At 66.4% G+C, this 12,765-nt stretch carries 8 protein-coding genes; 3 read left to right on the forward strand and 5 right to left on the reverse strand.

Annotated elements, in window-relative coordinates; genetic code table 11:
- Nucleotides 1-167: 167 nt before the first annotated feature.
- The 3 genes from RT697_RS04825 to RT697_RS04835 all read right to left on the reverse strand — a co-directional run bounded on the left by RT697_RS04825 (nt 168) and on the right by RT697_RS04835 (nt 3,119).
- Nucleotides 168-1,196: a DctP family TRAP transporter solute-binding subunit gene (locus tag RT697_RS04825; protein WP_313697234.1), complete on the reverse strand. Its 1,029-nt coding sequence runs from the start codon at nt 1,194-1,196 to the stop codon at nt 168-170.
- Nucleotides 1,197-1,281: 85 nt separating this feature from the next.
- On the reverse strand, nt 1,282-2,580 hold the full coding sequence (locus RT697_RS04830; RefSeq protein WP_056562218.1) for a TRAP transporter large permease: 1,299 nt from the start codon (nt 2,578-2,580) through the stop codon (nt 1,282-1,284).
- A complete protein-coding gene (locus RT697_RS04835; protein WP_056562215.1) occupies nt 2,577-3,119 on the reverse strand; it encodes a TRAP transporter small permease in 543 nt (180 codons plus the stop codon). Before RT697_RS04835 ends, RT697_RS04830 begins: the two co-directional genes overlap by 4 nt.
- Before the next feature lie 359 nt (nt 3,120-3,478).
- Here RT697_RS04835 and purL point away from each other — a divergent pair, with 359 nt between their 5' ends.
- Together purL and RT697_RS04845 are read left to right on the forward strand one after the other, a co-directional pair.
- The gene (purL, locus tag RT697_RS04840) at nt 3,479-7,528 is read left to right on the forward strand and encodes a phosphoribosylformylglycinamidine synthase (RefSeq protein WP_313697235.1); all 4,050 of its coding nucleotides are present in this window, start codon (nt 3,479-3,481) and stop codon (nt 7,526-7,528) included.
- A gap of 230 nt (nt 7,529-7,758) precedes the next feature.
- Complete coding sequence (locus tag RT697_RS04845; protein ID WP_313697236.1) at nt 7,759-9,390, forward strand: methyl-accepting chemotaxis protein; 1,632 nt, start codon at nt 7,759-7,761, stop codon at nt 9,388-9,390.
- A 99-nt stretch (nt 9,391-9,489) separates the two neighbouring features.
- On the opposite strand, the gene RT697_RS04850 is transcribed toward RT697_RS04845, so the two are convergent.
- Together RT697_RS04850 and RT697_RS04855 are read right to left on the reverse strand one after the other, a co-directional pair.
- Nucleotides 9,490-10,473 (reverse strand): tripartite tricarboxylate transporter substrate binding protein BugE, encoded by a 984-nt coding sequence (locus RT697_RS04850; protein ID WP_313697237.1) that lies wholly within the window; start codon nt 10,471-10,473, stop codon nt 9,490-9,492.
- Between the two features lie 19 nt (nt 10,474-10,492).
- On the reverse strand, nt 10,493-11,449 hold the full coding sequence (locus RT697_RS04855; RefSeq protein WP_313697238.1) for an alpha/beta fold hydrolase: 957 nt from the start codon (nt 11,447-11,449) through the stop codon (nt 10,493-10,495).
- A gap of 156 nt (nt 11,450-11,605) precedes the next feature.
- Here RT697_RS04855 and RT697_RS04860 point away from each other — a divergent pair, with 156 nt between their 5' ends.
- On the forward strand, nt 11,606-12,523 hold the full coding sequence (locus RT697_RS04860) for a LysR family transcriptional regulator (protein WP_312428320.1): 918 nt from the start codon (nt 11,606-11,608) through the stop codon (nt 12,521-12,523).
- Nucleotides 12,524-12,765: the final 242 nt, after the last annotated feature.

Here is a 12,765-nt window from a genome sequence, read left to right on the forward strand (position 1 = left end):
ACCCAATAGAACAATGGCGTTAGACGCCCCAAAAGATAACGGGCGCCGGTTTGTGGCCGGCGCCCGTTTGGTGGGCGGGATTCTAGCGTCCCTGCCTCGGTTGGCGGCTTGCGCCGCCGGTTCCCCTGGGGCTTGCTGCGAACTTTTCGCGGTTTGCTTCTTGCGGGTTACTTCTTGCGTTCTGCGATCGACTTTTCGGCCTTGTTGACCAGGTCCTCGCCGATCTGCTTCTTCCACTTTTCATAGACCGGCTTGGTGGCCATCACGAACGCGTCGTGATCAGCCTGCGACAGCGTGGTCACGGTCACGCCGTGGCCGGCGATTTCCTTGAGCAGCGACGGATCTTCCGGCGTGACGCCTTTGCGCGCGATCACGATCTGCTGCTTGCCGGCGTCCAGCGCGGCCTGGCGCACGATGTCGCGGTCCTTTTCCGACCAGGAATTCCAGACTTCGCGATTGACCACGAAGATCAGCGGATCGGCCACGTAATTCCACAACGTCAGGTACTTCTGGCCCACGGTGTAGAGCTTGGAGCCCGTATAGATCGACAGCGGATTTTCCTGCCCGTCGACCGCGCCGCTGGCCAGCGCGGGTTGCGCGTCCGCCCAGCTCATCTGCGTGGGGTTGGCGCCCAGCGCGGTGAACGTGTCGATGTACAGTGGCGAGCCCACCACGCGCAGCTTCATGCCCTTCATGTCCTCGGGCCGCTTGATCTCGCGCTTGGAGTTGCTGACCTGGCGGTAGCCGTTCTCGCCCCAGGCCAGCGGCACCACACCGGCCTTCTCGATGAGCTTGAACATGTCCTTGCCCACGTCGCCCTGCACCAGCGCGTCGATGGCGGCGTAGTCGGGCATCAGGAAGGGCAGGGAGAACAGGTTCAGCTGCTTGACCTGCGGCGACCAGTTGATGGTCGAGCCCACCGCCATGTCGATCACGCCCTGGCGGATCGCCGTGAACTCGCGGGTCTGGTCGCCCTGGACCAGCGAGGTGCCGGGGTAGACCTTGATGTTGATGCGGCCTTCGGTGCGCTCGCGCACCAGGTTCGACCAGATCTCGGCGCCCTGGCCCCACGGGAACGTGGTGCCCACGACGATGGAGAGCTTGTACTCGGGCTTGTAGTTCTGCGCATGCGCGGGCGCCATGCCCACCACGGCCGCCGCGCACAGCGCCGCGCCGATCAGGTTGCGGAATTTCATGTTGCGTCTCCTCTCTCTGCGAGTCTTTCTGTTGTTGTCATCCATGGCCGAGAACCCTTGCCGGGCCGGCCCCGTCCAGCCTCTCTCAATAACCCAGCTTGCGCGGCAGCCACAGCGCCAGTTCGGGAAAAACCAGCACCGCCACCAGCACCATGAACATCGCGCCCAGCAGCCACACCACCCAGCGCACGGTCGATTCCATCGGCACGCGCGCGATGCGGCACGACACCATCAGGTTCACGGCCAGCGGCGGGGTGAACTGGCCCAGCGCCACCTTCAAGGTCAGAATCACGCCGAACCACACCGGATCCCAGCCATAGGCATTGGCGATCGGCATGAGCAGCGGCACGAAAATTAGAAAGATCGAGATGCCGTCCAGGAACATGCCCACGGTCATCAGCAGCAGGATCAGCAGCGCCAGCACGCCCCATTCGCCCAGGCCCGAATTGACGATGGCGTGCGTGATCGGGTCGATCACGCTCAGCGTGGACAGCGCCCACGCAAAGATCCCGGCTAGCGTCACCACCAGCATGATCACGGCGGACAGCTCGGCGGCTTCGCGCAAGATTTTGTACAGGTCGCGGAACTTGATGGTGCGGTGGATGAAGCCGCCGACGAATAGGCCATAGAACACCGCGACGACGGCGGCTTCGGTCGGCGTGAACCAACCCATCCGCATGCCGCCCAGGATCAGCACTGGCGCCGCCAGCCCCCACGACGCCTCGCGCAGGCTTTTCCAGAAGGGCGGGCGGGGCAGGTGCGCTTCCAGCGCGCCCATCTTGTATTTGCGGCTCAGCCACACGGCCGGAATGATCAGCGCAAAGCCGGCCAGAATGCCCGGGATCATGCCGGCGGCAAACAGCGCGGGCACCGATGCGCCCGGCACCAGCACGGAATAGATGATGAAGGCCACGGACGGCGGAATCAGGATGTCGGTGGCGGCGCCGGCGGCCACCACGGACGCCGAGAACGACCCCGGATAGCCGGCGCGCGACATTGCGGTGATCATCACCGCGCCCACGGCCGCGGCGCAGGCCGGTCCCGAACCCGAGATGCCGCCCAGAAACATCGCCACCGCAATCGACACCAGCGGCAGCATGCCCGGACCGCGTCCGACGATGGCGATCGCAAAGTCCACCAGCCGCTTGGCCACGCCCGAGCGGTCGAAGATGGAGCCAACCAGCACGAACATCGGAATCGCCAGCAGCGGGTACTTGGCCAGCCCGGCGTAGAAATTCTGCGGCACCGTCAGCAGGCCATACCAGGGCGTGTCCAGGTTGGTCAGCACGATCGCCACCGTGCCGCCGATGCCCAGCGCCACCCCGACGGGCACGCCGATGATCATCAGGACGATGAAGACGGTAAAGAGGATGGCGGCGATCATCGTTGCGCTTCCTGGCCCGGGGCGCGCGCAATGCGGCGCAGGGTGCCCAGTGTGCGCAGCGAAATCGCGGCGGCCATGACCGGCAGCCAGATCGAATACCACCAGGTCGGCACGCCGATGGCCGGCGAGGTTTCCTCGTAGATGTACTCGTCATAAACCAGCTTGACCGACAGCACGGTCAGCAGCACGAAGAACCCCAGTACGCAGCCGTTCGAGATCAGCGCCATGATGCGCTGGCGCCGAGGCGAGCCCGAGTCCGCCAGGATCTCGATGCGGATGTGATGATTGCGCACGAACGCGACGCTGCCGCCTGCCATCGTCAGCACGATCAGGAGGAACACGGAAATCTCTTCCGTCCAGGCGAACGATTGATCGGTGAAGTAGCGCACCAGCACATTCAGGAAGGTGATGATGGCCAGGGTCGCCAGCAGGATCACGGCCAGCCAGTCCTCGACGGCCAGCGGCACCTTCACGGCGGGGTCTGCTTCTACGGGGATGATCGGTTCTACGGGCTCGGCGGGGGCTTCGGGGCGGGACATGTGAGGCAGCGGCCAGCGGGCGCGGGAGAGGCGCTTTTCTTGTTGGAAGGGTCGCTGCATCCTACCGTCGCACTGCCGAGGCAGGTCTTCGTGTTTTCCCGCAATGCGGGGCCGAAGCAACATGCTGCGCTGCGTCAAGCTGCCGGGCAGGAATGCCGCCGGGAGGGCAAAAGCGCTGCCATCCGTCCCGTGTCGCCGCCGATATTGCTGTGCACCATCGCAGTGCGCGGCCTGCGGAATTCTTTTGTAACAATGGCCGAATCGGACTGCGGGCACCCGGCGTGAACTTCGGCTCCGGGAAAACCCCTTAAACGGGTAAAATCCCTTCTTTGCACCCCTCTTTATACGGCGCCCGCATCGTGTCCCTAGTTCAGCATCTGCCTGGTTCCTCCGTCCTGTCCTCCTTTCGACGTGACCGCCTCCTGGCGCAATTGAAGGAAGCCGGCCTGCCGGTGGCCGACATATCCGCCCGCTACGAGCACTTCGTCAGCACCGACGCCGCCCTGACGGCCGAACAGCAGCAGCAACTTACGCAACTGCTCGACTACGGCACGCCCGCCACGGGCGACGCGCCCGCCAAGAGCGTGTCCCTGCTGGTGATTCCGCGCCTCGGCACGATCTCCCCCTGGGCCAGCAAGGCCACCGACATCGCCCACAACTGCGGCCTGTCGTCGGTGCACCGCATCGAACGCGGCGTGCGCTATGTCATTACGCCCGAACGCGGACTGCTTGGCGCCAAGTCGCTCGACGAAGCCATGCTGGCGCGCGCGGCCGACTGCCTGCACGACCGCATGACCGAAACCGTGGTCGACGCCAGCTTCGACGGCCAGGCCCTGTTCCAGCCGCTGGCCGGCAAGCCCATGCGCACGGTCGATGTCCAGACGCGCGGCGCCGATGCCCTGGTCGAAGCCAACACCACGCTCGGCCTGGCCCTGTCCGACGACGAGATCGAATACCTGGCCAAGTCCTTCACCGACCTGGGCCGCGATCCCACCGACGTCGAACTGATGATGTTCGCGCAGGCCAACAGCGAACACTGCCGCCACAAGATCTTCAACGCCGAATGGGTCATCGACGGCCAGTCGCAGCCCAACACGCTGTTCGGCATGATCCGCGCCACGCACAAGGCGCAGCCGCAAGGCACCGTGGTCGCCTACTCGGACAACGCCGCCATCATGGAAGGCGGCCCCGCGCAGCGCTTCCAGGCCGGCGTGCCGGGCCTGGCAGGCGAGGGCGCCGACAGCGCCAAGTACATTCGCCGCGACACCACCGTGCATACGCTCATGAAGGTGGAGACGCACAACCACCCGACCGCGATTGCCCCGTTCCCCGGTGCGTCCACCGGCAACGGCGGCGAAATCCGCGACGAAGGCGCCACCGGTCGCGGCTCCAAGCCCAAGGCGGGCCTCACGGGTTTCACCGTGTCGCACCTGCGCTTTGACGACGCGCTGCAACCCTGGGAAGCCGACCACCACGGCCTGCCGGATCGCATCGCTTCGCCGCTGTCCATCATGATCGACGGCCCCATCGGCGGCGCCGCGTTCAACAACGAATTCGGCCGTCCCAACCTGCTGGGCTACTTCCGCTCGTTCGAGCAGACCGCCGGCGGCACGCGCTGGGGCTATCACAAGCCCATCATGATCGCGGGCGGCTTGGGCAGCATCGACGCCGGTCTCACGCACAAGGATGTGATTCCTCCCGGCGCGCTGCTGATCCAACTGGGCGGCCCGGGCTTCCGCATCGGCATGGGCGGCGGCGCCGCCTCCAGCATCAGCATGGGCAGCAACTCGGCTGAACTGGACTTCGACTCCGTCCAGCGCGGCAACCCGGAAATCGAACGCCGCGCCCAAGAGGTCATCGACCGCTGCTGGCAGCAGGCCGAGAACAACCCCATCATCGCCATCCACGACGTGGGCGCGGGCGGCCTGTCCAACGCATTCCCCGAACTCGTCAACGACGCCGGCCGCGGCGCCATCTTCGACCTGAAGCGCGTGCCTCTCGAAGAATCGGGCCTGTCGCCCGCCGAAATCTGGAGCAACGAATCGCAGGAACGCTACGTCCTGTCGATCCTCCCGCAGGACCTCGAACGCTTTGACGCCATCGCCCGCCGCGAACGCTGCCCGTACGCGGTGGTGGGCGTGGCCACCGAAGAGCGCCAGCTGCGCGTGGTGGACGGCGAGGGCCTGCCCGGCCTGGACTCGATCCGCCCGCAAGGCGACGCCGAAGTGCGTCCCGTGGACGTGCCCATCGACGTCATCCTGGGCAAGCCGCCGCGCATGACGCGCGACGTGACGCGCCTGCCCGGCGTGTCCGAGCCCCTGGACCTGGCCGGCATCGACCTGACCGAAGCCGCGTACCGCGTGCTGCGCCACCCCACCGTGGCCAACAAGTCCTTCCTCATCACCATCGGCGACCGCACCGTTGGTGGCCTGTCCAGCCGCGACCAGATGGTTGGTCCGTGGCAAGTGCCGGTTGCCGACTGCGCCGTCACGCTGGCCGACTACGAAGGCTTCCGCGGCGAAGCCATGTCGATGGGCGAACGCACTCCCATCGCCATGCTGGACGCCCCGGCCTCGGGCCGCATGGCCGTTGCCGAAGCCCTGACCAACCTGGCCGCCGCCGACGTCGCGCGCCTTGAAGACATCAAGCTGTCGGCCAACTGGATGGCCGCCTGCGGCGTGGCCGGCCAGGATGCCGCGCTGTACGACACCGTGTCCGCCGTCAGCGAACTGTGCCAGGCCACCGGCCTGTCCATCCCGGTCGGCAAGGACTCGCTGTCCATGAAGACGTCCTGGGAACAGGACGGCGAGCAGCGCCAGGTCGTGGCGCCCGTGTCGCTGATCATCACGGCGTTCGCGCCCGTTGCCGATGTGCGCGCCAGCCTGACGCCGCAACTGCGCACCGACGCCGGCGACAGCGTCCTGATCCTGATCGACCTGGGCCGTGGCCGTCACCGCATGGGCGGCTCGATCCTGGCGCAGACCTACAACCAGGTCGGCCAGACCGTGCCGGACATCGACGCGCCGCAAGACCTGCGCGCGTTCTTCGTCACCATCCGCACGCTGGCCGAAGCCGGCACCATCCTGTCCTATCACGACCGTTCCGATGGCGGCCTGTTCGCCACGCTGGTCGAAATGGCCTTCGCCGGCCGCACCGGTATTTCGGTCAACCTGGACATGCTGACCTTCGATCCGCAGTCGGCGGATTGGGGCGACTACAAGATCCGTCCGGAACAGGTCGCGGTGCAGCGCGACGAGCTCACCCTCAAGGCCCTGTTCTCGGAAGAAGCGGGCGCCGTCATCCAGGTGCCGGCTTCGCAGCGCGACGCCGTCATGCAGGTGCTGCGCGGCGCGGGTCTGTCGGCCCACTCGCACGTCATCGGCGGCCTGAACGGCGCCGACGAAGTCGAGTTCTACCGCGACGGCCGCAAGGTCTGGGGCCAGCCGCGCGCCGATCTGGGCCGCGCCTGGTCCGAAGTTTCGCACCGCATCATGGCGCGCCGCGACAATCCCGCGTGCGCTCAGGCTGAACTGGACGTCTGGAACGACATCAAGGATCCGGGCATGAGCCCGACCGTGGCCTTCGACCCGCAAGAAGACGTGGCCGCGCCGTTCATCAATACCGGCAAGCGCCCGCGCGTGGCCATCCTGCGCGAGCAGGGCTGCAACAGCCAGGTCGAAATGGCCTGGGCCTTCGATACCTCGGGCTTCGAGGCCATCGACGTCCACATGACCGACCTCCTGTCCGGCCGCCTGGATCTGGCTCAGATGCAGGGCCTGGTCGCCGTCGGCGGCTTCAGCTACGGCGACGTGCTGGGCGCGGGCGAAGGCTGGGCACGCACCATCCGCTTCAACAGCAAGCTGTCGGACCAGTTCGCCGCGTACTTCGCGCGTCCCGACACCTTCGCGCTGGGCGTGTGCAACGGCTGCCAGATGATGGCCGCGCTGGCGCCCATGATCCCGGGCGCCGAGCACTGGCCGCGCTTCACGCGCAACCAGTCCGAAAAGTACGAAGCCCGTCTGTCGATGGTGGAAATCGCCAAGTCGCCGTCGATCTTCTTTGCCGGCATGGAAGGCGCCCGCGTGCCGGTCGCCGTGGCCCACGGCGAAGGCTTTGCCGACTTCTCGCAGCAGGGCGACGCCAGCCGCGTGCTGGCCGGCGCGCGCTTCATCGACAACTACGGCCAGGCCACCGAAACCTATCCGTTCAACCCGAACGGCAGCCCGGGCGGCCTCACGTCCGTCACCACGGCCGACGGCCGCTTCACGGTGATGATGCCGCACCCGGAACGCGTGACCCGCAACGTCATGATGTCGTGGGCGCCCGAGAAGTGGGGCAATGCGGACTCGGGCGGCGCCTACAGCCCGTGGATGCGCATCTTCCGCAACGCGCGCGCTTGGCTGAAGTAAGCGTCCGGGGTTGATCCCCGGAAGTCAAAGCCACCGAAACCGCCGCGGCACGTCCGCGGCGGTTTTGCGTTGAACCCGCTGCGGCCGGTCGTCGCGGGGGGGCGTGGCGGGTGTGCATGCCTCGCACCGCGTGCGATGCCACAGCGCGTGTAACCCGGTGAAATATTTAACTTTTCATTGCATTGCGCCGTTAAGGGGGAAGCGTTACGCAACCCCCGGAGTGGCTTTCAATGTTCAAGAATTTAAGTATCCGCGCAATCCTGACGACCGCCCTGGCCGTCTTCTTTGCACTCTTTCTGGTGACCGGCATCGCGGTCTATCAGCAACTGACATCCAACCGCACCTCGATCGAGGTGATGCTGGACACCAACCTGGTCCGCGCCAATTCACTGGACGACGCCGCGTCGGATCTGCTGCGCGCCCGCGTGGTGCTGCTGGCGGCGCACAGCGCGCTGCTGGAAGGCAAGAGCCTGGACACGACAGCCAGCAACATGCAGCGCATGGACAGCTACGTCACCAAGGCCACCAGTCAGATCGAAGCCGCGCGCAAGCTGCCGGAAACGTCGCCGCAGGGCAAGCCCCTGTTCGAGGCCGCGTTGGCAGCCTACGACGTCTACGTGCGCGAAGCGATCGGCCCTATGATCGCCGCCATTCGCGCCGGCGACGCCAAGGAAGCCGGCCGCGTCAATCAGGAAAAGGTCAGCCCGCTGGGCACCAAGTTCACCCAGGCCAACCAGCAATACGTGGACTTTGCCGACGAAGTCGGCCAGCGCGTGGCGCGCGATTCGTCCGCGCGCATCAATACCGCGATCGTCTTCCTGATCTGTCTGCTGGTCGTGGTGGCCGCGCTGGTCGTGGGCCTGTATGTGGTCTTCGGCCGTGCCGTCTTCCGTCCGTTGCATGAAGCTGGACGCCTGTTCGACCGCATCGCCAGCGGCGACCTGACCAACCGCATTGAGCAGCGCGGCAACAACGAGATCGGCATCCTGTACGGCGCCGTCAAGCGCATGCAGGACAGCCTGGCGCGCACGGTGTCGGCCGTCCGTCTGGGCGTTGAAGAGATCCACACCGGTTCGCGCGAAATCGCCGCGGGCAACATCGACCTGTCCTCGCGCACCGAGCAGCAGGCCGCGTCGCTGGAAGAAACCGCCGCCAGCATGGACGAACTGTCCTCCACCGTGAAGAACAACGCCGACAGCTCGCGCAGCGCGGCGCAATTGGCGATGGCGGCATCGGAAGTGGCCACGCGCGGCGGCCAGGCCGTGGGCGACGTGGTCGGCACGATGCGCGGCATTGCCGACAGCTCGCACCGCATCTCCGACATCGTCGGCGTCATCGACGGCATCGCCTTCCAGACCAACATCCTGGCGCTGAACGCTGCGGTCGAAGCCGCGCGCGCCGGCGAGCAGGGCAAGGGTTTCGCCGTGGTGGCCAGCGAAGTGCGCGCGCTGGCGCAGCGCAGCGCGGCCGCGGCCAAGGAGATCAAGGGTCTGATCGACGACTCCGTGCAGAAGGTGTCGGTGGGTTCGGACCAGGTGGAGGCCGCCGGCGCCACCATGCAGGAGATCGTGACCTCGGTGCGCCGCGTGGCGGACATCATCAACGAGATATCCAGCGCTTCTGAAGAGCAGTCGCAGGGCATCGAGCAGGTGAATCAGGCCGTGTCGCAGATGGACAGCGTGACGCAGCAGAACGCGGCGCTGGTCGAAGAAGCCGCGGCCTCGGCCGCATCGCTGGAAACGCAGGCGCAGCGCCTGCGCGACGCGGTTGCGGTATTCAAGCTGCAATCCGGACGGGTGATCGACGCTGAAGCCCCCGCGCTGGACAACCGCGGCGGTGAACCGGCGCTCATCGGCGCCTGATTCCGCCCGGCAAGGTTACGCCCCAAAAAAAGCCGGCCTCGAAGGCCGGCTTGCATGAACCACGAAAGGCCCCGACGCAACGCGCCGGGGCCTTTTGCATTACTGGTCGAGCTGGATCTTGGCGTCGTTGGCGACGTTCTTCCACTTCTTCACGTCGCTGGCGATCACTTGCTGGAAGGCGTCCGACGAGCCGGCCACCACGGTGCCGCCCAGGCTGGCCATCTTGGCCTTCACTTCCGGCGTGTTCAGCGCCTTGACCGAGGCGTCGTGCAGCTTGGTCTTCACGGCTTCGGGCAGGTTCTTCGGGGCCAGCAGGCCGTTCCACGCATTGGCTTCATAGCGCGTCAGGCCGGCTTCCTTGAAGGTCGGCGTGTCGGGCAGTTCCGGCGAGCGCACGTCGGCGGCAATGGCGATCGGGCGGATCTGGCCGCTCTTGATGTACGGCAGCGAGGCCGGCACCGGTTCCCAGATCATCGACACCTGGCCGCTGATCACGTCGGTGAAGGCGGGGCCCGCGCCGCGGTAAGCGATGTGCATCAGGTGCGAACCCGTCATCGACTTCATCAGTTCCATCGCCAGGTTGCCCAGGCCGCCCGCGCCGGACGACGCGTACGTGTACTTGTCCGGATTGGCCTTCGATTGCGCGATCAGCGCGTTCAGGTCGGCGGCGGGGAAGTCCTTGGTGACGCTCAGCACGCCCGGCACGGTGACCAGTTGCGTGATGGCCGTGAAGTCCTGCGACGCGTCGTACGTCAGGTTCTTGTAGACGGCGGGGTTCGTGCCGTGGGTGCTGGAGGAGGCCAAGAGGATGGTGTAGCCGTCGGGCGCGGCGTCGGCGACGTAGCGCGTGCCGATCGAACCGCCGGCGCCGGCCTTGTTCTCGACCACCACCGTGACGCCGAGTTCGGTGCCCAGTTGCGCGGCGAAGACGCGGCCGATGATGTCGGCGGTGCCGCCCGGGGCGAACGGCACGATCATGCGGATGGGCTTGCTCGGGTAGTCGGACTGCTGGGCCGAAGCGCCGGCCGCCAGCGTGGCGCCGGTCAGGAACGCCAGGGCGATGGTGGTTTTCTTCAGGGTCATCTGTATCTCCACGAGAAGGTTAGTCGAGGCTGCGATCGAGCCAATCGACGATCAATCCGGCAATGTGGTCGCTGTTGCGATCCAGCATGCAGAAGTGCGAGTTGCCGGCGATGCCGGCAGCGGGCAGGTCCAGCACGTCGGCGCGTTGGCCGGCCGCGCGCAGGGCGTTCCAATAGGCGTCCGTCTGGGCGCGATAGCGCTGCCAGGTGTCGTCCGCGGTGAAGTGATCGCCCCAGACCAGCAGTTGCGGCGGCAACTCGCAGGTGGCCTGGGCGGGGGTGCCGGTGGGCTCGACCGCCACGACGGCGCGCACGGTCGCGGCATATTCCTGGGCAAGCTGCGTGGCAAAGCCGCCGCCCTGACTGTGGCCCATCAGGATGCAGGGGCCCACGAAGTCGAGCAGCGCGCGATAGGCGTCCAGCGCCATGTCGCCGTGCGTCAGCCAGCGCGGCACGAACTGCTTGGAAAAAGTGTCGAACGCATCGACCGGAAACTGCTGCCCCGGATACGGTTGGCGCGGTTCGCCGGCACGCGCATAGCCCGCAGCCGGGCCGATGCGGAACAGCCGCCACGCTTCTTCCTTGGAGCGAAAGATCGGGGCGGATCCGTAGATCTCGGGAAACATCGCCCACGAGGCGCGGCCGCGTTCCGGCGCGTCGGACACGAAGACGTCGTAGCCGGCCTGCAGCAGACGCCACAACCAGCCGTCGCGGCCGTCCGGCGTGCTTTCCCACTGCGAACCCGTCATGCCGCCACCGTGCCAGAGCAGCACAGGGTAGGGCCGGGTCGGCTGCGCCAGCCGGTACTCCTGCACATACAACTGGCCGGCGCTGTAGCCGCCGTTCATGTCGATCAGCCGGGGCGACGCGTTGCCGACCACCTTTTGCTGTTGCATCGGCAGGCCGCCGGCCACGACTTCGTCGCCGCCCAGATAGTGGCTGCGGATGGACTTGAGCTGGACAGTCGTGTCGGGCATAGGGTTTTCCAGGAGTGGATGCGGGGATATTAGTTGCAAGGTGTTTCTGTCTTGTGCAAAATGCGCACTCGTTGTGCCGAAGCGGCACAGTCGATGAGCCGCTGGCAAACACGCTTCCAGCCCCGGACAGACATGGGGCGGGGCAGGAGAAGACGCATGGACATCAAATGGCTGGAAGACTTCGTCGCGCTGTCGAAGTCGCGCAACCTGTTTCAGGCCGCGGAGTCGCGCAACGTGACGCACCCCGCGTTCGGGCGCCGCATCAAGGCGCTTGAGGACTGGGCGGGCGTGCCGCTGGTCGAGCGCGGCCACCAGGTGTCCACCCTGAATGCCGCCGGGCGCAGCGTGCTGGCCGCCGCCATCGACGTGCTGGACATCCTGCACGAGACGCGCGAGACGCTGCAAAAGCCCGAGCAGGAACGTGCCCGAAAGATCACCATCGCGTCAGGCAAGACGCTGGCGCACTCCGTGCTGCCGGGGCTGATGGCCGGCGTGCAGCGCAGCCTGCCCGCGTTTCAATTGAAGGTGATCACCACGACGCTGAACTACGGCGTGGACATGCTGGAGGACGGCGAGGTCGATTTCCTGCTGTGCCATGCGCACGAACCGCTGTATGCCAAGATCGACAATCCCAACTACCGCTGCCGGCGCGTGGGCGCCGACAAGCTGGTGGCCGTCAGCGCGCCCGTCGCACCCGGCGGACGCCATCCCCGGCACGCCGTGCCCAAGCTGGCGTCCGACCCGCCCGTGCCGTTTCTGGCCTACGCAGACAGCATGTCGCTGGGCCGCATCCTGCATGACAAGCTGCGCGGCCTGTGCGAGGTGCCGCTGCTGCAGACCACCTACGAGTCCGACCTGGCCGACGCGCTGCACGCCATGGCGCGCCAAGGCTTTGGCCTGGCGTGGCTGCCGCATACGCTGGTCGAACCCGACCTGCGCAACGGAACCCTGGTCCGCGCCGACGGCGCCCGCAACGACATCCACATGGAAATCCGCCTGTACCAATCGGTCGGCAACACCAAGCCCCTGGCTCGCGAGGTGTGGAGCCGCATCGAGGCCTACGCCGCGAAATAACGCTCCTTGGCACCGAAAATCAGACCAGTTCCGGTGTCAGACACCCCCTAAGAAATCAGACCAGTTCCGGTGTCTGACACCCCCCAGTGCAGGTGTCTGACACCCCAACAAGACAGCCGCCAATATGCGGCCACCCGTCCGAGGGGTGTCTGACACCGTCATAAAAAAGCCACCCCCACCAAAACATCCCCGCCGCCCAGGCATAAAATAGCGGTTTGCCCCTCTCCCGCACACAGGAAGCC

This window comes from Achromobacter sp., from assembly GCF_032113835.1.
GTDB lineage: Bacteria > Pseudomonadota > Gammaproteobacteria > Burkholderiales > Burkholderiaceae_B > Achromobacter.